At 61.4% G+C, this 21,101-nt stretch carries 17 protein-coding genes; 12 read left to right on the top strand and 5 right to left on the bottom strand.

Translation table 11 applies throughout. The features are described from left to right. The 9 genes from nusG to SGJ19_24780 form a co-directional block, all read left to right on the top strand. On the top strand, positions 1-651 hold a 651-nt coding region (gene nusG / locus SGJ19_24820), incomplete at its 5' end, for a transcription termination/antitermination protein NusG (protein ID MDZ4783482.1). A gap of 89 nt (positions 652-740) precedes the next feature. After that, the gene (gene rplK / locus SGJ19_24815; GenBank protein MDZ4783481.1) at positions 741-1,166 is read left to right on the top strand and encodes a 50S ribosomal protein L11; all 426 of its coding nucleotides are present in this window, start codon (positions 741-743) and stop codon (positions 1,164-1,166) included. Between the two features lie 169 nt (positions 1,167-1,335). Next, entirely contained in the window at positions 1,336-2,016 is a 681-nt protein-coding gene (gene rplA, locus SGJ19_24810; GenBank protein MDZ4783480.1) for a 50S ribosomal protein L1, read from the top strand. A gap of 48 nt (positions 2,017-2,064) precedes the next feature. Continuing rightward, complete coding sequence (gene rplJ / locus SGJ19_24805) at positions 2,065-2,646, top strand: 50S ribosomal protein L10 (GenBank protein ID MDZ4783479.1); 582 nt, start codon at positions 2,065-2,067, stop codon at positions 2,644-2,646. Positions 2,647-2,817: 171 nt separating this feature from the next. Further along, complete coding sequence (gene rplL / locus SGJ19_24800; GenBank protein ID MDZ4783478.1) at positions 2,818-3,228, top strand: 50S ribosomal protein L7/L12; 411 nt, start codon at positions 2,818-2,820, stop codon at positions 3,226-3,228. 220 nt (positions 3,229-3,448) lie between these two features. Beyond that, positions 3,449-7,156: a DNA-directed RNA polymerase subunit beta gene (rpoB, locus tag SGJ19_24795; protein MDZ4783477.1), complete on the top strand. Its 3,708-nt coding sequence runs from the start codon at positions 3,449-3,451 to the stop codon at positions 7,154-7,156. Between the two features lie 156 nt (positions 7,157-7,312). Continuing rightward, the gene (gene rpoC / locus SGJ19_24790; GenBank protein ID MDZ4783476.1) at positions 7,313-11,641 is read left to right on the top strand and encodes a DNA-directed RNA polymerase subunit beta'; all 4,329 of its coding nucleotides are present in this window, start codon (positions 7,313-7,315) and stop codon (positions 11,639-11,641) included. A gap of 260 nt (positions 11,642-11,901) precedes the next feature. Further along, entirely contained in the window at positions 11,902-12,273 is a 372-nt protein-coding gene (locus SGJ19_24785; GenBank protein ID MDZ4783475.1) for a hypothetical protein, read from the top strand. Between the two features lie 63 nt (positions 12,274-12,336). After that, a complete protein-coding gene (locus tag SGJ19_24780; GenBank protein MDZ4783474.1) occupies positions 12,337-12,636 on the top strand; it encodes a hypothetical protein in 300 nt (99 codons plus the stop codon). Positions 12,637-12,684: 48 nt separating this feature from the next. Here SGJ19_24780 and SGJ19_24775 read toward each other — a convergent pair whose 3' ends face one another. The 3 genes from SGJ19_24775 to mdh all read right to left on the bottom strand — a co-directional run bounded on the left by SGJ19_24775 (position 12,685) and on the right by mdh (position 15,568). Next, the gene (locus SGJ19_24775) at positions 12,685-13,251 is read right to left on the bottom strand and encodes a hypothetical protein (GenBank protein MDZ4783473.1); all 567 of its coding nucleotides are present in this window, start codon (positions 13,249-13,251) and stop codon (positions 12,685-12,687) included. A 198-nt stretch (positions 13,252-13,449) separates the two neighbouring features. Continuing rightward, on the bottom strand, positions 13,450-14,208 hold the full coding sequence (locus SGJ19_24770) for an alpha/beta hydrolase-fold protein (protein MDZ4783472.1): 759 nt from the start codon (positions 14,206-14,208) through the stop codon (positions 13,450-13,452). Positions 14,209-14,623: 415 nt separating this feature from the next. Then, the gene (mdh, locus tag SGJ19_24765; protein ID MDZ4783471.1) at positions 14,624-15,568 is read right to left on the bottom strand and encodes a malate dehydrogenase; all 945 of its coding nucleotides are present in this window, start codon (positions 15,566-15,568) and stop codon (positions 14,624-14,626) included. Between the two features lie 171 nt (positions 15,569-15,739). Here mdh and SGJ19_24760 point away from each other — a divergent pair, with 171 nt between their 5' ends. Continuing rightward, positions 15,740-16,900 (top strand): iron-containing alcohol dehydrogenase, encoded by a 1,161-nt coding sequence (locus SGJ19_24760; GenBank protein MDZ4783470.1) that lies wholly within the window; start codon positions 15,740-15,742, stop codon positions 16,898-16,900. Next, positions 16,897-17,838 carry a PfkB family carbohydrate kinase gene (locus SGJ19_24755; GenBank protein MDZ4783469.1) on the top strand — a complete coding sequence of 314 codons (942 nt, stop codon included), beginning with the start codon at positions 16,897-16,899 and terminating at the stop codon, positions 17,836-17,838. Before SGJ19_24760 ends, SGJ19_24755 begins: the two co-directional genes overlap by 4 nt. Before the next feature lie 72 nt (positions 17,839-17,910). On the opposite strand, the gene SGJ19_24750 is transcribed toward SGJ19_24755, so the two are convergent. After that, positions 17,911-19,395: a DUF3300 domain-containing protein gene (locus SGJ19_24750; protein MDZ4783468.1), complete on the bottom strand. Its 1,485-nt coding sequence runs from the start codon at positions 19,393-19,395 to the stop codon at positions 17,911-17,913. Between the two features lie 446 nt (positions 19,396-19,841). Further along, complete coding sequence (locus tag SGJ19_24745) at positions 19,842-20,471, bottom strand: glycine zipper domain-containing protein (GenBank protein MDZ4783467.1); 630 nt, start codon at positions 20,469-20,471, stop codon at positions 19,842-19,844. Between the two features lie 380 nt (positions 20,472-20,851). Between SGJ19_24745 and SGJ19_24740 the strand changes: the two genes are divergently transcribed. Beyond that, a partial coding sequence (locus SGJ19_24740) for an RNA-binding protein (protein ID MDZ4783466.1) occupies positions 20,852-21,101 on the top strand: 250 nt, incomplete at its 3' end.

The raw sequence follows: 21,101 nt of genomic DNA, 5'->3' as shown, positions 1-21,101 counted from the left end.
GAGCCGGCCGCTGAGATTGCGCCTGAGCCTCATTCGAACGGGGCGTCCAGCACGTCTCCGTCGGGGCCGCTGCCGCCGGTCGAGGATTTGACGCCTGATTCTCCGGAGCCGACCGGCATTCGTGAGTGGTACATCCTCAAGGTGCAGAGCAATCGCGAAGACAGCATCCGCGACGCGCTGCAGCGCCGGATTCAGATCGCCGGACTGGAAGGCTTCTTCGGCGACATCATCGTGCCGACCGAGATGGTCACGGAGATCAAAGGGGGCAAGAAGAAGGTCGTCAAGCGCAAGCTGTATCCGGGCTACATCGTGGTCCACATGGAATACAACGACGACACCTGGTACCTGGTGCGTGACACCCCAGGCGTCGGCGATTTCACGGGCGCTGGCGGTAAGCCCACGCCGATGTTGCCGCACGAGGTATCGAAGATTCTCGTGATGGAAAGCGCGGAGACGAAAGAGAAGGGGCCGAAGCCGAAGATCAGCTTTGGCGTTGGCGACAAAGTCAAAATCAACGAGGGAACCTTCGAGAATTTCGAAGGGGATGTGGGGAGCATCGACGAAGGGAGCGGTCGCGTCACGGTGATGATCAACATCTTCGGACGCTCGACCCCCGTCGAATTGGAATACTGGCAGGTCGAATCGGTCTAACGATACAAATCAACAAACGGCGTTGCTGGCGTCGAACGAATGCGTTCGGCACGCGAAGCGACTACCTTGGCTGAATTAGAGCGGATCCCATGGCGAAGCAGTTGACGGGTACGGTGAAGTTTCAGGTTCCGGGCGGCCAGGCCACTCCGGCGCCGCCGGTCGGTACGTCGTTGGGCCGGTTCGGCATCAACCTCGGGCAGTTCGTGCAGCAGTTCAACGAGCGCACCAAGGAAACCGGCGGCATGCCGATTCCGGTGGTGGTCAATGTGTACAACGATCGCTCGTTTGACTTCGTCACCAAGAGCCCGCCGGCGGCCGCGTTGTTGAAGAAGGCCGCGAGCGTCGCCAAGGGCTCCGGCACCCCGAACAAGGAAAAGGTCGGCAAGGTCACCCGGGCGCAGGTCCAGGAGATCGTCAAGCTCAAGCTGGCCGACCTGAACGCCCGCGACCCCGGCCACGCGGAGCGGATGGTCGAAGGGACGGCGCGCAGCATGGGCATCACGATCGAAGACTAGCCGCCGAGACGTCATGCCGTCCGTCTTTAGCCGGCCTCTGTGAGGCCGGTGCCGAAGGCGTAGTCGCCGCAAGAATCGATGAATTCAGCGATCGAGGTCACAGACCTCGGCTACAGAAAAAGAAGAATCGAAGACAAGAGTCAGAAGTCACCTGAGCAGTTGTGAAGTTATGAGCAAGCAATCCAAACGATACCGAGCGTTGCTCGAACAGCGTAAATCGGAAGACCCGGTGGCGCTCGACGCGGGCGTGCAACTGTTGAAGCAGTTCGGCACGACGAAGTTCGACCAGACGGTGGAAATCGCGATGCGCCTGGGGATCGACGCCAAGCAGGCCGATCAATTGGTTCGCGGTTCGATCGTGTTGCCGCACGGCATTGGCAAGACGCAGCGCGTGATTGTGTTCGCCAAGGGAGACCTGGCTGAACAAGCCAAGCAAGCCGGCGCGGACGAGGTCGGCTCCGAGGAGATGGCCAAAAAAATCAAAGAAGGCTGGACGGAATTCGACGTCTGCATCGCGGCGCCGGACATGATGGGTCTCGTCGGCCCGCTCGGCAAAGTGCTCGGCCCTCGCGGGCTGATGCCTTCGCCGCGCTCCGGCACGGTGACGCCGGAAATCGCCAAGACGGTCAAAGAATACAAGGCCGGCAAGGTGGAGTTCCGCAATGACGCCAGCGGCGTCGTGCATGCCGTGGTGGGCAAGCTCAGCTTTGACGCCCCAAAGCTGCAAGAGAACATTCAAGCATTCATGAATTTCGTCCTCGGACTCAAACCGAACAGCGTGAAAGGCCACTACCTCAAAGGCGTGGCGATTAGCGCGACGATGAGCCCGGGCGTTCGCATCGCGGTCTAAGGGCCGCGACTCACTAAATCACTGTCGCCGAAAAGTTGTGCGATTCCCATGAGCAAGTTCGTCAAAGACCTGATTACCGATCACATTCGCAATCGCCTGGTGGGGATGGAACATGCCCTGCTGGTGAACCTGTCGGCGCTTAACGGCGTCGCTAATAACCGGTTGCGGATGGAGTTGCAAAAAGAAAATGTCGGGTTGATGGTTGTGAAAAACAGCCTGGCCCGCCGCGCCACCGAAGGGACGCCTCTGGCGGCCGCCTTCGAGCAGGCCGAGGGTTCGATGGCGGTACTGTGGGGGGGCGAGGACATCGTCTCGCTCGCCAAGATCCTCACCAAGCTGGGCGAAAGCAAAGAATTCCAGAAGCTGGAAACCCGCGGAGGGGTTCTGGACGGCGCCCGGCTCACGGCGAGCGACGTCAAGGACGTCGCCAAGTGGCCGACCCGACAAGAACAGTTGAGCTTGCTGCTGGGACAGATTCTGTCGCCGGGCGCCAAGCTCTCCAGCCAGTTGCTGGGACCGGGCGGAATGCTCGCCAGCCAAGTCGACAAGAAAGCGGAAGGCGACGACGAAGAGCCGGCCGCCGCCGCCGAAGCGGCGCCTGTGGCCGAAGCGGCTCCCGCCGCGGAATGAATCACGCGGTCGTCGCGAGACGACTGCCGCAGCAGATTTTATTGAATGACGTTCCGGCCGCAGCCGGGCTTTTGAACATAAACGCAAACTGATTTCCACCAAGCACTTGCACGGGCTATTCACGTGAGTGGGTAGGCCCGAGAAGGCATCGACGAAAGGAACCGCACGGCCATGGCCACTGACGCTCCCGCACGCGAATTTTCCTCCACGACCACGTCCCTGGGCGATCAAATCGTCGCCCTGACGCTCAAGCAAGCCAAGGAGTTGAGCGACTACCTGAAGGACGTTCACGGCATCGAACCGGCTGCCGGTGGCGCCGTGATGATGGCCGCCGGTCCCGCCGGTGGCGCTGCCGCGCCCGTGGAAGAGCAGACTGAGTTCAATGTCATCCTGGAAGGCTTCGGCGAAAACAAGATCAACGTGATCAAGGTCGTCCGCGCCGCCACCGGGTTGGGCCTCAAGGAAGCCAAGGACCTGGTCGAAGGGGTCCCGAGCAAGGTCAAGGAAGGCATTTCGAAGGAAGACGCGGCCAAGCTCAAAGCCGAGTTGGAAGCCGCGGGTGCGAAAGTCGTAGTTAAGTAGGGTGTGCTGGTAATCGCAACCCCGATGGGGTACGATTACGGTCTCCCTCCCAACCTGTCTGTTGCGCGCTGGCCTTTCACGGATGGGTCCAGCGCGCTCGCACCTATGCCATTGATCCGGAATTGGCCGCCTTCTGTAGTGGCACGCCGCGCTCCCCGCTGCGCCTGCGCGCCCGCCTCGCCCCGTCTTCCCGCACCCGTCTCCAGGAGCAGGACCCGTTATGGCCACATCGGCTGAGCGTCGTTTGCGCCCGAAGGAAGTTCGTCGTTTTGGCAATCAATTCGAACAAGTCCCGATTCCTGACCTGACCGAGATTCAGACCCGCAGCTACGCGGCGTTTCTGCAACTCGAATTGTCCTCCGATAAGCGCCTAGACCAGGGCATCGAAGGCGTGTTGCGCGAAATTTTTCCGATCGAGAGCTACGACAAGACGCTCCGCTTGGAATATCTGCGCTACGAGTTGGGCAAGCCGCGCTACGAGCCGGACGAGTGCCGGCAGTTGCGGCTGACCTATGGGCGGCCGTTCAAGGTCTGGTTGCGCTTGACAAAAGAGCAGCCGGTCGAGGAAGAGGTCTACCTCGGCGACATGCCGATCATGCTGGGCGGCGGCGAATTTATCATCAACGGCGCCGAGCGCGTGGTGGTGAGCCAGTTGCATCGCAGCCCCGGCGTCGACTTCGTGAGCGATCGCGAAGCCGACAAGGAACTGCATAGCTGCCGGATCATCCCGGAGCGCGGCAGTTGGATCGAGCTGAACGTCACGAAGAAGGACACGCTGGCGGTCCGCATCGACCAGAGCGGCAAATTCTCCGCGATGACGCTGTTGCGGGCGATGGACCCGAAGTACAGCCACGACGTGGATTTGATGCGGGCGTTCTTTACGACGACCAGTGAAAAGGTTGTGGACGGTCGCAGCGTGGCGAAGATCGAGGGCAAGATCGCCGTCGGCGACGTGGTCTATCCGGTCGGCTCGGAAAAGGCCGGCGAGATCATCCTGGAGTCGGGCCACAAGATCACCAAGAACGCGGCGGAAACGATTTGCACTTCGGGGCTGACCAGCATCGAAGTGATGAGCGACACCAAGGATCCGTTGGTCTTCAACAGCCTTTCGGAAGACAACACCGCAAGCCATGAAGAGGCGCTGCTGAAGATTTATCAGCGGCTGCGTCCCGGCAATCCGCCGCAGTTGGAGAAGGCCCGCGCGCTGTTCCACGAGAAGTTCTACGACACCAACCGTTACCGGCTGGGTCGCGTCGGGCGGTTCCGCATCAACCGCAAGTTGTCGTTGACGATCGACGAGAACGAGATGACGCTGCGGCCGGACGATCTGGTCGAATCGATTCGTTACTTGTTGAAACTCCGCGCCGCCGAAGGCGCGGCGGAGATCGACGATATCGATCACCTTGGCAATCGCCGCTTGCGGACGATTGATGAGTTGGCTTGCGATGAGTTGCGCAAGGGCTTCCTCAAGCTGCGCCGCACCGTGCAGGAGCGGATGAGCTTGAAGGACGTCGCGGATATGACGCCGCGCAGCCTGATCAATCCGAAGAGCGTCTCGGCGGCGATCGAGTACTTCTTCGGTCGCGGCGAGCTGTCGCAGGTCGTTGACCAGACGAACCCGCTGTCGATGCTCACGCACGAGCGGCGGCTGTCGGCGTTGGGTCCCGGCGGTTTGAACCGCAAACGGGCCGGCTTCGAAGTGCGCGACGTGCATATCTCGCACTACGGCCGCATCTGCCCGATTGAGACGCCGGAAGGCACGAACATCGGTTTGATTTCCAGCCTGGCGATTTACGCCGCGGTGGACGAGTACGGCTTCCTCGTGACGCCTTACCGGAAGGTCACGAAGAGCAGGGTGGCCGATGAAGTCACCTGGCTGCGTGCGGACCAAGAGAACGAAGCGTACCTGGCCCCGGCCGACGCCGTCGTCAAAGACGGTAAGCTGCAAGGGGACACGATTATCGCCCGGTATCGGGCCGACTTCGAGATGGTGCCGGTCGATGAAGTGGAATACATGGACGTGGCGCCGAGCCAAATGGTCGGTGTTTCGGCTGGTTTAATTCCGTTCTTGGAGCACGACGACGCCAACCGCGCGTTGATGGGTTCCAACATGCAGCGGCAAGCGGTGCCGTTGTTGGTGACGGAGCCGCCGATCGTGGCAACCGGCATGGAACGCGACGTGGCCCGGAACTCCGGCATGTTGGTCCGCGCCAAGAAGAAGGGCACGGTCAACTACGTCGACGCCGACCGAATCGAGATCGCCGACGACAAGTACGTGTTGCGGAAGTTCGTCGGCTTGAACGAACGGACCTGTCAGAACCAGAAGCCGCTTGTGACCGTCGGCCAGAAGGTCGAAAAGGGGGACGTGATCGCCGACGGCGCCGCCACCTTCAAAGGTGAATTGGCGCTCGGCCGGAATGTGCTCGTCGGCTTCATGGCCTGGGACGGGTTCAACTTCGAAGACGCGATTATCATCAGCGAAGACCTCGTGAAGGACGACGTGTACACGTCGATTCACATCGAAGAATTCGATATCGAGATTCGCGAAACGAAGCTCGGTCGCGAGGAGTTCACGCGCGATATTCCCAATGTCAGCGAGAAAGCGCTCCGCAATCTCGACGAAGGTGGCATCGTGCAGATCGGCACGTTTGTCCGCCAAGGCGACATCCTGGTGGGCAAGGTCTCGCCGAAATCGAAGACCGAACTGACGCCGGAAGAAAAGCTGTTGCACGCGATCTTCGGCCGGGCCGGCGAAGACGTGAAGAACGACTCGCTTGAAGTCCCCTCCGGCGTGGAAGGGATTGTCATCGACACGCAGAAGTTCTCGCGCCGGATGAGCTTGTCGGAAGACGAGCGCAAGAAGTTCGAGAAGGACTTGAAGGACGCGGAAGCCGAGGGGAACGCCTCGATCGCGCTGGCCTTTGGCGCGATGGTCGAGGAAATCGAAAAGGTGCTGCAACGGCACCTGACCGACGAGGACGGCAACGCCCTGGTGCGCGATCAGGAGCATAAGTACGTCGCCGAACAAGCGACGCGGTTCCGGTTGGAGAACCTGGACATCCGCAGCCCTGAGCGGAAGACCGCGATCGAGAAGATCCACAAGACGCAGTGGCCGCTGGTCGAGGAAGCGATCGACCTGCGCGACCGGAAGCTCAACAGCATGAAGCGCGGCGACGAACTGCGCAGCGGCGTGTTGCAGATGGTCAAGGTTTACGTCTCGGCGAAACGCGTGATCTCGGTCGGTGACAAAATGGCCGGCCGCCACGGTAACAAGGGCGTGATCGCGAAGATTCTGCCGCGCGAGGACATGCCGTTCCTGGCGGACGGAACTTCGCTGCAGATCATGCTCAATCCGCTGGGCGTGCCCAGCCGTATGAACGTGGGCCAGATTTTGGAAACGCACTTGGGCTGGGCCGGCGCCAAGCTCGGCTTCCAGGCGATTACTCCGGTCTTCGACGGCGCCACCGAAGGCGTTATCAACGATTGCCTGGTCGAAGCCGGTTTGCCGCGGAACGGCAAGGCGCAGTTGTACGACGGGCGCACTGGCGAGCGGATGGAACAGCACACCACGGTGGGCTACATCTACATGCTCAAGTTGCACCATCTAGTCGACGACAAGGTGCATGCCCGATCCACGGGACCGTACTCGCTCATCACCCAGCAACCGCTGGGCGGCAAAGCGCGGTTCGGCGGACAGCGCTTCGGGGAAATGGAAGTCTGGGCGCTGGAGGCCTACGGCGCCGCGTACATCTTGCAGGAGTTGCTCACGGTGAAGAGCGACGACGTGGAAGGTCGTACGAAGATCTACGAGTCGATGGTCAAGGGAGAAAACACGCTGGAAGCCGGCACGCCCGCCAGCTTCGACGTGTTGACCAACGAGATCCGAGGTTTGGGTCTCAATATGCAGTTGGAAAAACGCCGCGTCTGACGCAGTTTTGCGCCACGGTCGCCTTTCGCTCCGCGAAAGGTAGTGCTTTCGCGGAGCGAAAGCCGACTGTGGCGTCCGCGACAGCCGCTCCATGTGAATCCCTTCGACCCGCAACGAACAACATAGCCCCCTCGGCCCGCATAAGGAGCCATACTCGTGAGTACTGTCGAAAGCTCTTACGATCGGGTGAACGATTACGCCTCGGTGAAGATCAGCCTGGCCCGGCCGCACGACATTCGTAGCTGGTCCTTCGGCGAGGTGAAGAAGCCGGAAACGATCAATTACCGCACCTACCGTCCGGAAAAGGATGGCTTGTTCTGCGAGCGCATCTTTGGCCCGGAAAAGGACTGGGAATGCGCCTGCGGCAAGTATCGCGGCATGAAATATAAGGGAATGATCTGCGATCGCTGCGGCGTCAAAGTGACGCACAGCCGCGTGCGCCGTAAGCGGATGGGGCACATCGAGCTGGCCGCGCCGGTCGTGCACATCTGGTTCTTCAAGGCGATGCCGAGCCGTCTCGGTAATCTCCTCGACATGAAGACCACGAGCCTGGAAAAGGTGATCTACTTCCAGGACTACGTCGTCGTCAACCCGGGCGATACGCCGCTCAAGCCGCAGCAGTTGCTTTCGGAAGAAGAGTATCGCGCCGCGCGGGAAACTTACGGCGAAAAGTTCGAAGCCGACATGGGCGCCGAGGCCGTGCGCAAGTTGCTGACTGCGCTCGACCTGGTAACGCTCTCGCGCGACTTGCGCGAAGAGTTGCGGACGACGAATTCGAAGCAAAAACAAAAGGACTTGATCAACCGGTTGAAGATCGTCGAGTCGATCCGCGACAGCGATAATCGCCCGGAGTGGATGGTCCTGGACGTGATTCCGGTCATCCCCCCGGATTTGCGCCCGCTGGTGTTGCTCGATTCGGGTAACTTCGCCACGAGCGATTTGAACGATCTCTATCGCCGGATCATCAACCGCAACAACCGGTTGAAGAAGCTGGTCGATTTGAACGCGCCGGAAGTGATCATCCGCAACGAAAAGCGGATGCTGCAGCAATCGGTCGACGCGCTGTTCGACAACAACCGCTGCAAGCGGCCGGTGCTCGGCTCCAGCAACCGCCCGCTCAAGTCGCTGACCGACATGATCAAGGGCAAGCAAGGCCGGTTCCGCGAGAACCTGCTCGGTAAGCGGGTCGATTACTCGGCCCGGAGCGTGATTGTCGTCGGTCCGGCGCTGCGGCTGCATCAATGCGGCTTGCCGAAAAAAATCGCGCTCGAATTGTTCCAGCCGTTCATCATTCGGCGCTTGAAAGAGCTCGGCCACGCCGACACGATCAAGAGCGCCAAGAAGATGCTGGAGCGCAAAGACGACGAGGTGTGGGATATCCTCGAAGAGGTGATCCGCAACCACCCCGTGCTGTTGAATCGCGCCCCGACGCTGCATCGCATGGGCATTCAGGCCTTTGAGCCGATGCTCGTGGAAGGGAACGCGATCAAGTTGCACCCGTTGGTCTGCAAAGGCTTCAACGCCGACTTCGACGGCGACCAGATGGCGGTCCATCTGCCGCTGTCGATCGAAGCTCAAGTCGAAGCGCACACGCTGATGATGTCCACGAACAACATTTTCAGCCCGGCCAACGGCGCGCCGATTATCAGCCCGTCGCAAGATATTGTGATGGGTTGCTACTACATGACGATGTCGCTCGCCGGTCAGTCGGGCGAAGGCATGATCTTCACGTCGGTCGAAGAAGTGATGCTCGCGCACACGCTGCGCAAGGTCGATACGCACGCGCGGATCAAGGTCCGTTTGCCGGCGGATCGCAAGCTCAAGGCCGAAGGGGAAGAGACCAAGTTGGGCGCGGTGATCGAGACCACGGTGGGGCGCGTGTTGTTCAACATGATCCTGCCCGACAGCATGCCGTTCTACAACATCGCGATGCGATCGAGCGATTTGGGCAAGGTGATTTCGGACTGCTACCAGTTGCTGGGCCGGCGGGCGACGATCGACTTGCTCGACGACATGAACAAGTTCGGTTTCCGTTCCAGCACGGCCAGCGGCTTGTCGTTCGCCACGGACGACCTGATCACGCCGCTGAACAAGTCGAAGATCATTGGCGACGCCGAGAAGACGGTCATCCGCTTCCAGAAGCTGTATCAACGCGGTGTGATCACCGACGTCGAGCGCTACAACCAGGTGCTCGACGCGTGGACGCACGCCCGCGAAAAGATCACGCAGGAAATGATGGCGGAGCTGGAGCACGACGAACGGGCTCCGGGCTACGTCAACCCGATCTACCTGATGGCGCACTCTGGCGCGCGAGGCGGCGTCGAACAGATTCGCCAGTTGGCCGGTATGCGCGGTTTGATGGCCAAGCCGTCAGGCAAAATCATCGAAACGCCGATCAAGGCGAACTTCCGTGAAGGCCTCTCGGTGCTGGAGTACTTCAGCTCGACGCACGGTGCTCGTAAGGGTCTGGCTGATACCGCCCTCAAGACGGCGGACTCGGGTTACTTGACCCGAAAGTTGGCCGACGTGGCGCAGAACGTGGTAATCACGTCCTGCGATTGCGGGACCACGCAGGGCATCACCAAGGGGGTGATCTACCGCGGCGAAAAGGTCGAAGTGCGACTCGCCGACTCGATCCGCGGCCGCGTCAGCCGGCAGAACATCGTGAATCCGATTACCGACGAAGTGGTGGTTCGCGAAAGTGAATTGATCACGCCGGAAATCGCCCGACGCATCGAAGAAATGGGCCTGGAGAAGATTCAGGTGCGGAGTCCGATGACGTGCGATTCGTCGCTGGGCATCTGCCGCAGTTGCTACGGCATGGACCTTTCGACCGGCTCCATCGTGGAAGAAGGCATGGCCGTCGGCATCATTGCCGCCCAGAGCATCGGCGAACCCGGTACGCAGTTGACGATGCGTACGTTCCACATCGGCGGTACGGCTCGTCGTGACGTCGAAGAGCACGAGATCAAGGTCAAGCGCGGCGGCGTGTGCCGTTTCACGCGGCTGAAGTTCGTGACCAACGACGCTGGCCAGAACGTGGTGCTCACGCGCAACGGTGAAGTGGCCATCCTCGATCCCAAGGGGCGCGAGCTGGAGAAGTACGAAATTCCCGCGGGCGCCCATTTGAAGGTCACGGAGAATCAGGCCGTCGAGCCAGGCCTCGTGGTCTGCGAATGGGATCCGCATAGCATTCCGATTTTGGCGGAAGTCGGCGGTCGCGTTCGCTATGAAGACTTGATTGAAGGCGAAACCGTCCGCGCCGAGAAGGACGCGGGCGGCAACATGCGTCGCATGATCATGGAACACAAGGGCGAGATGCATCCACAGATCATCCTGGAAGACGAGGGCGGGAAGATCCTCGACTTCTACTATCTGCCGGAGAAGGCCCACATTGAAGTCAACGAAGGCACGACGATCACGGCCGGTACGTTGCTGGCGAAGACGCCGCGCGACGTGGCCGGCACGCAGGACATCACCGGCGGTCTGCCGCGGGTGACGGAAATCTTCGAGGCTCGCAAGCCGAAGGATCCTTCGGTCATCGCCGAGATCGACGGCACGGTCGAGTTGCTGGGTGAGAAGCGCCGCGGCAAGCGGACGATTATCGTCCGTAGCGAGAGCGGCATCGAGCGCGAGCATCTCGTGTCGCACGGCAAGCACTTGAAGGTGCATGCCAGCGATTATGTCAAAGCGGGCGAGGCCCTCGTCGACGGACCGTTGGTGCCGCACGACATCTTGCGGATCTCGGGCGAAGAAGCGGTGCAGCAGTATCTCGTGCGCGAGATTCAGAACGTCTATCGCAGTCAGCGCGTGGAAATCGACGACAAGCATATCGAGATCATCGTCGCCCAGATGCTCCGCAAGGTCCGCATCGAAAGCGTCGGCGATACCGGCTTGCTGCCGGGCAGCGTGATGGACAAGTTCGAGTTCCGCGGCTCGAATCAGAAGCTCGCCAAGTGCGTGAAGATCGCGGAGCGCGGCGACAGCGAGTTCGAAACTGGCGCGATCGTGCCGAAGGACGCGCTGGAGCAAGCGAACGCTCAGATCGAGTCGCTCGGCGGCGCCCCGGCCAAGGGGACCAAGCCGAAGATGGCGACCGCGAGCACGCAGCTCCTGGGCATTACCAAGGCCGCCGTGCAGAGCGCGAGCTTTATCTCGGCCGCGAGCTTCCAGGAAACCACGAAGGTGTTGACCGAAGCGGCGTTGGCCGGCAAGGTCGACAACTTGGTCGGTCTCAAGGAAAACGTGATTCTCGGCCACTTGGTGCCGGCCGGCACCGGCTTCCGGCTCTATCAGGAATCGGAAGTCCGCATCACGCCAATCAGTCTCGACCAACTTGCCGGCGACAAGGACAAGGTCCTCTCGCGCAGCTTCCCGCTCTTGGATGGCGAGGAAGAGAACGGCAAGAAGCCGGTGGGCCTCAAGCAAGGAGCGCCGGGCAGCTTGGATGCCCTGCTGGGCGGCGTGGGCAGCGAAGGGGCCTGAGCTTTACGCCGACGCAATTGAATGTGTTACGATCAGGGCGGCCGAGATTCGGCCGCCCTGTTTTTTTGTTGAGGGTGGTCACTTTAGCTCAATTCACTGTCGAGGGGGAATGGACGTTGGTGCTCAGCGCGATGTGGCGCTGAGTGATGCGTCCTCTCCCCCTCGCTGGCGCTTCGGGTTGGTGTGGAGGATTCAGAATGAATCGACTGTGGTCGACACCATCGAGGATTCCGCCAGAACAGACAACTCATGCTTCCGCCGTGCCGTTGCTAATATTCTCCATACTGTTCGGCGTCGCGATTGGTGCGACCACGTTCTCTTCCAAAACGCAAATCGAACACTGGCAACACGCTGTCTTCGGCTTGCCCTATGGCCAGACCGCGTTCGCGACGTACTGCGCGATGTCGCGCCGTCCGGGCAGACGGAATGCCGTGATGCTCAGTTTGGTCGCGGTGCTCATCTGGAACGCCGTGATGTTCATGTTGCTGGTTCAGGTCCAAATGAACTTGTTCTTAAGCTTTTCCCACACGATTTCATTGTATCGTTACCAATTGTTCGCGCGCACCAACACGGAGTTTCTCGCGATCGTTGTGTGGTTGATCGTCGCTACCACGTATGTCATGCGCAGCTAATGGTTCGAGCCCAAATCACGCCTGACGCTGAAGCGCGTCTTTGCGATTGTCACGTCGGCCGCCGTGATCCTGGCGCTCCGCGCAAATCACCCCGACACGAGCAATCTGGCCACAGAGTTTCGATATCATTTGCCGCACTTTCCGCTGTATTTCCTGGTCGTCGGCGCGGCGCAAGCGCGCCGATTTTCGGCCGCGTTGGGAATCGCCGCGATCATGCTCAGCGGAGCTTGTGGATTCTTAATCGCACACTCGGAGATAAGCCCCTGGACGACGGTAGTGGAGCTATCCATCTACAGCGGCACGCTGTTCTCATCCCTGATGGCGTTGCGCGTGGCGGACTTTTACGCGCGCTCCAGGCGCTGACGCTTCTGGCTCTCGTGAGAAGGTTACCCTGATCGCCGATTGAATCGCTTAACCGTGCGGATCATCAAGCAACGATTGGAGCCTGGCAGCTAGCTCGCCGGGTAAGCGCGCAGGCCAGGTTGCGTCGATCAGGCCGACGTCGATCATGTCCTGGATGTGGACTTGATCCTTGCGTCGATAGGCCGTGAGTTTCATGCGCACGAGCGATTCCAGTTCCAGCACCTGATAGACGCCGGAGCGGCGGGATTGCTCGACGTTGGGGGCGGCGGCTAAGTCTTCCTGTAGGACTTTCTCGCCGGCGAACAAAATGTGCACGGCGTCGCGGGCTTTCGCATTCGGCCCGTCGAGGAACATGTCGATGCTTTTTACGTGACGGTAGACGAACCCGGCTGCCTCAAGCGCCGCGTTCGCTAGATTTAAGTCGTCGCGCTTCAGCAAGATGTCGACAACTTGCGTGAAGCGGACTGCCGCCTCGTCGACTTCGCCGACCCAGGCGGCGACGGCATTGCCGCCGACCACCGCGTAGGGGATGCCGGCCGCCTCGAGCGCCGTGGTTGCGCGGCGCAAGCGATCGCGTACCTTTTCCACGGCCGAGAACATCCTTTCAAACGCCATTTCGCTTACGCCGTGCGTGTTCATCGGTCGCGCTGCCAGGCCGCAAAGGATCAAGTGTGTAGTTCAAGTATGGACTACACACGTGCGCTGCGTCAATGAACGGCGATGGCCGCTTGGCGCGCGGATACGACAACGTCGGCTTTCGATCCGCAACAGCACAACCTTTCGCGGAGCGAAAGGCGACTGTGAGACGTCGGCCTATGTCTGCTCAGCTGTGGCTGGGACGCCGTTGATTTGTTCCATCATCCAACGGTCCATGTCGGCGAGCATCACCGTGGAGATTTCGTGTCCACACGGTTGATATTGCCGCAGCGCCACCGACATGCCGGCGGCGTGGAACAGACGGAGATCGGCGCAGACGTCTTCTGGCGGGTACTCGGTGCTATCGCAGCCGGTGGCCAGGAAAAGGGGCACTTGCCGGGCGTGATTTAAACGGGAAAGTGGCGCCCGGGCGGTGGGAAAGCGGCCGCCGAGCGACAACACGCCGGCGAACTGCGTGGGATGCGCCATGGCCAAGCGCAGGGCCAAGGTGCCGCCGGTATCGAAGCCGGCCAGAAAGATGCGCGTGGGCGAAATGTTCAGTTGCAGGGACGCCGCCTGGATCGCATCGAACACGCGGCCTTCGGCCTGAACGTAATCCTGGTGCGTTTGCGGCCAATCGTAACCGCCTTGCTCGCCGCGGCTCGCCGTAACGCGCGACGTGCCGCGCGGCGCGATGCCGACGTAGTTCCGCAGGCTGACGTGCGGCATGATGCGCTTCAATTGCCGTTCATCACCGCCGGGGCCGTGGAGCCACACCAGCAGCGGGTAGGCGTAGTTCGCCTCGTAGTGCAGCGGCGTGAACAACGTGTGCGGAGCGCTGCCACGGACCGTTGACAAGACGCCAGACTCCGCTCCGACCTGACGCGTACGATTGGGCGTGAGGTCCAGCGAGTTCAAGGTATCAAGGCGGTTCATTCAATCTCCGTCTGGAAGTGGTGAAAGGAGCTGCCGCGTTGGGCTGCGTGCGGCGGCTCCGCGATGCCTACTCCATCGCTACGTCAACGGATCGGCGAAAGTTTGTGGGATAACTTCGACGATCGACTCCCGGTTGGCCCCGATTGATTGAGCGGCTCATTTCGTTGTGCGAACCGCGGAATTCGCCGCAGCCCGCACCGCGTGGGAATTTACAGTTGGCGACGAACCGGTGTCAACCTCTAAGGCCCTTCGCCGTGAGATTCGGATGCTAGCAGTGCTAGCAACTCCGAACTTCTGTAGCCGAGGTCTGCGACCTCGGGGAGTCGTCCACAGTCGACGTGCTCGATGTCAATCGTGCCCGCTCCACCGGCCTCGCAGAGGCCGGCTACGGCAGATGGAGCCATCGCCGACTTCGCTAGGCGCTGATTTTCTGCATCGCGGCGACGAGTTCTTTCACCGCTTCGACGCTCTTTTGGAAGTCCGCCTTTTCCTGGGCGGTGAGTTCGATCTCGACGACGCGCTCGACGCCTTCCTTGCCGAGCACGACCGGTACGCCGACGAAGTAGCCGCCGACGTTGTATTGCTTGTCGCAGTATGCGGCGCACGGAATCAATCGCTTTTTGTCGCGCACGATTGCTTCCACCATTTGCGCGACGGCCGCGGCGGGGGCGTAATACGCGCTGCCGGTCTTCAACAAGCCGACGATTTCCGCGCCACCGTTGCGCGTGCGGGTGACGATTTCATCGAGCCGCTTGGGATCGAGCAAGCGCGTGATCGGAATCCCGCCGACCGACGTGCAACTGGGCATCGGGACCATCGTGTCGCCGTGCCCGCCCATCAACAATGCGGAGACGTCTTCGACGCTCACGCCCAGTTCCATGGCCAGGAATGTGCGATATCGCGCAGTGTCGAGTACACCGGCCTGGCCGATCACGCGGTTGGTCGGGAATCCGCTCGCCTTCCAGGCCTGGGTGACCATGGCGTCGAGCGGGTTGCTGACGACGATGATGATCGCCTCGGGGCTGGTGCGCTTTACTTCAGCGGCGACGGCGCCGACGATCTTGGCGTTCGTGCCCAGCAGGTCGTCGCGGCTCATGCCCGGCTTGCGCGGGATACCAGCGGTGATGACCACGACGTCGCTTTTGGCGGCGTCGTCGTAGCTATTCGTGCCGACGATGCGGGAATCGAAGCCGACGATCGGCGAGGCCTGCATCAAATCGAGCGCCTTGCCGCGCGGCATGTCCTCGGTTTGCGGGATATCGAGCAATACGACATCCCCCAATTCGGCGGCGGCGCACCAATGCGCCGTGGTGGCGCCAACGTTTCCGGCGCCAATAATGGAAATCTTCGCGCGTCGCATGGCAATTAGTCCCTCTCGCGGATGGTACGGCGCCTCGACCTGAAAATCGCCTCAGGGCCGGCGCATGGTTTCGAGTATCGGGATTGGAGTTGGGCCGTCAAGTAGCGGACTGGTACGGGTCATCGCGCCGCTCCGCTCGACCGGTCGGCGCGGCGCGGCTAAAACATCTGCATGCCCGACGTTGAACGATTTGATCTGCGATTGCCCGCACGTGTTGTGTGCGCGCCGGGCGCGCGCGCGGAAATCGGGCCGCTGGCGCGATCGCTCGGAAGCCGTGTATTCTTGGTACATGGCTCGCGGACTTTGAAGCGGCTGGGCGTGCTTGAGGAACTTGCCGAGTTGCTCACCGCCCACGATGTGGAGGTCATCGCTTCGATTGAATCGCGCGGCGAACCGACGATTGAGGATGTCGATCGCGCGGCGGATGAGATGTTCGAGTTCGATCCTGGCCTCGGCGATGTGGTGATTGCGATTGGCGGCGGGGCGGCGATCGATCTGGGCAAGGCCGTCGCGGCGATGGCGGTTACCGGCGACGACACTTCCGTGCGCGATTATCTGGAAGGCATTGGTCGCGGGCTAGCGCTGCCGCATCCACCGTTGCCGATCTTGGCCGTTCCGACGACCGGCGGCACCGGTTCTGAAGCGACGCGCAACGCGGTCATCTCCTGCGCCGAGCCGCCGTGCAAGAAGAGTCTTCGTCATGACGGGTTATTACCGCGCGCCGTGTTGATCGATCCCGAACTTGCGATTCACGCGCCAGCGTTGGTCACCGCGCACTCGGGAATGGACGCGATCACGCAGTTGTTGGAAAGTTATCTCACGCCGCGCGCGAATGAGGTGACGCGGCAACTTTGCGTCGCAGGACTGCGGCTGGCGCTGCCGGCGCTGCCCGAGGCGTATCGCGATGGCGGTTCGATTCCTGCGCGGCTGGCGATGAGCGAAGCGGCGCTGTTGTCTGGCATCGCGTTGGCCAACTCCGGGCTGGGCATGGCGCATGGCGTGGCGGCGGCGCTGGGCGCGATGGTCAGTGCGCCGCACGGTTTGGCTTGTGCGGTGATGTTGCCCATCGCTTTACGGACGAATTTGGCGACTTGTCGCGCGTCGTTGGATGTACTTGCGCAGCAGCTTGGCATGGACGATGCTGAGCGTCTGATCGCGGAGATTGATCGCCTCGGCGAACTGCTTTCTATTCCCACGCGGCTGTCCGCGTTGGGCGTGCGGCGTGAGCAACTCGCGGAGGTCGCCGCGGCGTCGCGCGGCAACAGCATGAGCGGCAATCCGCGTACACTTTCAGACGAGGAATTGCTGCGGATCCTTGAGGACAATCTATGATCGTCGTCGCTGGACTGACGCCCGCGTTTCAGCAGATTATGATTTACGACGCTTTGCGACCCGGCGAGGTCAATCGCGCACTGGATGTGCGTTGGTGCGCTTCAGGCAAGGTGTTGAATGTGGCGATCGCACTGGCGCGACTGGGCGGGCCATTGCTGACGATCGCCCCGCTCGGCGGCCTGGCGGGGAGAACGATCGAGCGCGAGTTCGAGGAACTTGACGTGCCGGCGCGGTGGGTGTTTACCCGGGCGGCGACGCGGGTCTGCACGACCGTGATTGAACGGAACCCGCGGCGAACAACGGAATTGGTCGAGAATGCGCATGCGTTGAGCGAAGATGAATTGCACATGTACGCCGAAGCGTTCGCGCCGGCGTTGCATGGCGCGGCGTACATTGTGTTTACCGGATCGCTGCCGGCGGGAGCGCCGACGAGTTATTTCCTGGACCTCATCGATCGCGGACAGGTGCCGGGGAGTCAATTGATCCTGGATATCCGCGGCCCGGAGATGCTGGCCACGCTGCCGCGAAAGCCACTGCTGGTGAAGCCGAATCGCGAAGAGCTGGAGATGACCGTGGGGCGCAAGCTCTCTGGCGAGAGCGACGTGATTGCGGCGATGCGCGAGTGGGTCGCGAAAGGGGCGCAATGGGTGCTGGCCAGCGACGGCGCCGGGACAACATTGCTGGCTTCATCGCAAGGGGCGCATCGATTCACGCCTCGCCCGGTGGAGAAGATTGAGAATCCGATCGGGTGCGGCGACGTGCTGACAGCCGGGATCGCGTGGGGCTTGCGCGCCGGTCGCCCGATGGTGGAAGCGGTCCGGATCGGCATGGCATGCGCGGCGGAGAATCTGGTGGAGCTGCTGCCGGCGCGGATTGATGCGAAGCGGGCTCTGGAGCGCGTGGAGAAGGTCGGCGTGGAACGAATAGAAGGAGCTTGAGGTGAATCAACGAAAACGGCCGGCGCTCATTGCTTTGCGCCGGCCGATTCAAATTCTTGTTCGCTACTCGACCTAGCGGCGACCGCCGCGGCCGCCTCTTCCGCCACCGCCGCCTCCACCTCGCTGGCCGTTGGAACGGGTCGGCTTGGTTTGCGTGGGTCGTTGGATCGCGCTCGCCTTCGAGCCACGATTGCCGGAGGCTGCGCCGTTGGTGAGTTGTTTGCTTGTCGCGCCTGATTTCTGCGTGCGGACGCTTGCCCCTTGCGCGCCGGCGCGGCTTTGCAGCTGGCTGCCCAGCTGTCCCCAGCTTTGCTTCATCGCCTGGCTGGCCTGGGAAATCTGGTCGCGGTTCATTTGGCTCCAGTCGCGCGAACCGGGCTGGCCGCTTTGCTTGCTCGAACTGCCTTTCGTCGATGGAGCATTTTCGATCTGTCCATCGCCGGCGGTGTAGGTGTTCGAAGCGCCGGAGTTATTGTTGGTCACCGTGGTCGAGGCCTGGCCGTTGCCGGCGTTCGTTTCCGTGGATACGGAGTTGCCGTTGGCATTCACCGTGGTTTCACCATGATAGCTGCCGCTGCCGTCGCCCGTGGCAGTGCCACTGCCGGTGTGCGTGACGTTTCCGGTGCCATTGGTGCCGGAGCCGGTGTTGCTGCTGGCGTGTGTCCAAGACGTCGAGCCATCGGCGTTTTGCGTTGCGGTCGACGAACCACTGTGCGTGCCTTGGCCCGAGGCGCCCGTGCTGGCGGAGTATGCGCCGGTGGCTTGTGATTGCGTTTGCACGCCATTCTCGGTTTGCGTGACGGAGCCATGCGCGGCGCCGGCGGCGGTGACCGACTGCCCCTGCGGTCCAGTCACCGTGCCAGCGCCGGCTGCGCCTGCGTAAGTGGTGTCGCCGATGGTCGTCGCACCGCTGACGGCGCCGCCAGTAACTACGGCGCTTTGTCCGTTCGGGCCCGTGACGTTGGTCGTCGTCGCGTTGGGATATCGGTCGAAGCGGTACTCATTCAGTTCGTGAACGGCTCCGGCGGCGAGCAAATTGCGCGCGACCCAGCCGCCGTAGACCGGATAGGCGCCAGTCGAACCGCCACTGCTGAATGTGGTTTCTTCGCTAGCGGCCTGTGCGGCGAGCGCGGTTTCGTAGGCCGCGCGGACGGCGGCGATGGCGATCCACACATCCTCGGCTTGCACGCGATAGGCGATGCCCAATCGCGAGGTCAGGGCGAGTTGTGCGTTCAACTGCAACAAGACGTCAGGGTATTGCTTCAGATAGTCAACGCTTTCGGTCGATTGCTTGGCGGCCAAGGCGGCAACGTCTGGCGGCAGCGTGCCGTTCAATGCTTCGGCGGCCTGATGTAGCGCCAAAGGGTTCCGCGACGCGAGCAGGATTTGTTCCACTAAGGGATCTGGATACAGCGCGATGCCGGACACCAACGCCTCGAGGGCCGTCGCTGAAAGTTGCTCCGGCGCAGGCGACCTAGCCGGTTCCGCGGACCGAACGATGGCCGCCTGCATCGGGACTAACAACAACGCCGCCGCCCAACTGAATTGCTTCAACATATGCGCTCCGCTGTCTGCTAGGAATCGAGTGATTCGAAAGATGAGATTGCCTGGGGAGCAAGGCTGACGAAATATAGAACACAGGCAAGCGGGGGAAAGTCTCGGGCTTGAGCCGATTTTCTCCCTAATGGGTAGAAGAAGCACCGTGAGGGTTGAGATTGCGCCGAGAATGCGGCTTTTGACAGCCTGATTTATCGATCGCATGGATTGCGCGATCCGGTCGCGTGAAGAGGCGAACCGTGCGCGGCCTTGATGCGGCCTTTGGAGAGTCCACGTTTGTGGATGGTGCGGCCGAGGTGACAGACCTCGGCTACAGAAGGTGCGGGAGGAATAGAGGTCAACCACGAAAGACACGAAAGACACGAACAACTTCTAGAGAATCGGCCTGGATTCGTATAGAACCATGAGCCCTCAGACGTCGGCCTCAGAAGTGTTGGCAGGGGCCGTTAGTGGCCGTGGTAGGAGAAGCCCCAGCCGACGTGAGGGCCGTGACGGTAGTGCGGATAGCAGGGGTGGCAGACTGGCGCGTAGCGGATTTCCTCCACGAAGACCGGCGCGGGCGCGGCGACGTAGCTGACCGGTGTCGCTTGCATCATCGCGGGCGGCGGAGAATTCTGTAGTTGTTGAATGACGTTCGGTGAGACGCCCGCTTGCTTTAATGAGATGAGATCGCCGGCGGTGAGCGGCCGGGCGGATCCGTGCGTTTGAATGTGGCTGACAATTAGCGGTTCATCGACGCCGGCGCGTGTCATGGCGACGACGTCGGCCATAGTGACGGCGCCAGAGGCCACCGGCTGGCCGAGTTGGGCCTGGATTTGGGCGCGATTTTTGGCCTCGACTTCGTCCATGCCTGAGCCAATTGCCGCGCCGCTTAATGCGCCCACGCCGGTACCGATCGCGGCCCCCGCCAGGGTGTCCCCCACGGCGTTGCCGACGATCGCACCGGTGCCCGCACCCAGCAAGCCTCCGACCAAGGCGCCGCGGTCCGCATGATAAGGCGATGCACAGCCAATAGTTACGCTGAGCAAAGCCAGACTACAAATTGCCTTGATCGCGAACGGCCAGGGGTGAGGCATGGGTCGACGTCCTTGTCGCGTGGAGACGGAATCTGAAGCGGGGCCGGATAATCTACGACTGGCAGCGCCGAGTCAAGTTAAAGTGCGCGATCTCTCGGTGCATCCCGCGCCCGCGCCTCCCCCTTTCATCCGACCAGAACGTCCAGATTTAGTCGCCGGAAATCCTGGCAAAATCCCCTCGTTCGGCGTGTACATTGCTAGGATTGGCCGCTATATTTCATGTTGGTTGGTTCGTGTTTGCAGAAAGACGCCTGGTTTTGTATCGCCGGTCGGTTCGGTCTGTCGCACATCACCCTGTCGGACCACAGCGTCGGTCCCTTTCGATCGAGACCCGGAAAGCAGCAAGCGGGTCGAATTTGCCCTCGCACAGGAGACCTTTCGTGGGCAAGCGTTTGTATGTCGGCAATCTTAGCTACAATGTTAGCAGTGCCGATTTGGAGCAGTTGTTTTCGCAGTACGGCAGGGTGACAAGCGCCCAAGTGGTGCAAGACCGCGACACGGGACGGAGCAAGGGTTTTGGCTTCGTCGAGATGGGCGCGGACAATGAAGCCCAAGCGGCCATTGACGGCCTGCATGACCAGAAGCACGACGGTCGTCCGTTGACCGTGAACGAAGCTCGTCCGCGTGAAG

Source organism: Planctomycetia bacterium (assembly GCA_034440135.1).
Classification (GTDB): domain Bacteria; phylum Planctomycetota; class Planctomycetia; order Pirellulales; family JALHLM01; genus JALHLM01.
The sequence above is the reverse complement of the archived record's forward strand: the minus strand, read 5'-3'. Positions and strand labels throughout refer to the sequence as shown.

What these genes read in the sequence shown, in the direction of transcription:
- rplK (MDZ4783481.1), top strand. Translation starts at nt 741, where the DNA reads ATGGCGAAGCAGTTGACGGGTACGGTGAAGTTTCAGGTTCCGGGCGGC.
- rplA (MDZ4783480.1), top strand. Translation starts at nt 1,336, where the DNA reads ATGAGCAAGCAATCCAAACGATACCGAGCGTTGCTCGAACAGCGTAAA.
- rplJ (MDZ4783479.1), top strand. Translation starts at nt 2,065, where the DNA reads ATGAGCAAGTTCGTCAAAGACCTGATTACCGATCACATTCGCAATCGC.
- rplL (MDZ4783478.1), top strand. Translation starts at nt 2,818, where the DNA reads ATGGCCACTGACGCTCCCGCACGCGAATTTTCCTCCACGACCACGTCC.
- rpoB (MDZ4783477.1), top strand. Translation starts at nt 3,449, where the DNA reads ATGGCCACATCGGCTGAGCGTCGTTTGCGCCCGAAGGAAGTTCGTCGT.
- SGJ19_24775 (MDZ4783473.1), bottom strand. Translation starts at nt 13,251, where the DNA reads ATGGCGTTTGAAAGGATGTTCTCGGCCGTGGAAAAGGTACGCGATCGC.
- SGJ19_24770 (MDZ4783472.1), bottom strand. Translation starts at nt 14,208, where the DNA reads ATGAACCGCCTTGATACCTTGAACTCGCTGGACCTCACGCCCAATCGT.
- mdh (MDZ4783471.1), bottom strand. Translation starts at nt 15,568, where the DNA reads ATGCGACGCGCGAAGATTTCCATTATTGGCGCCGGAAACGTTGGCGCC.
- SGJ19_24760 (MDZ4783470.1), top strand. Translation starts at nt 15,740, where the DNA reads ATGCCCGACGTTGAACGATTTGATCTGCGATTGCCCGCACGTGTTGTG.
- SGJ19_24755 (MDZ4783469.1), top strand. Translation starts at nt 16,897, where the DNA reads ATGATCGTCGTCGCTGGACTGACGCCCGCGTTTCAGCAGATTATGATT.
- SGJ19_24750 (MDZ4783468.1), bottom strand. Translation starts at nt 19,395, where the DNA reads ATGTTGAAGCAATTCAGTTGGGCGGCGGCGTTGTTGTTAGTCCCGATG.
- SGJ19_24745 (MDZ4783467.1), bottom strand. Translation starts at nt 20,471, where the DNA reads ATGCCTCACCCCTGGCCGTTCGCGATCAAGGCAATTTGTAGTCTGGCT.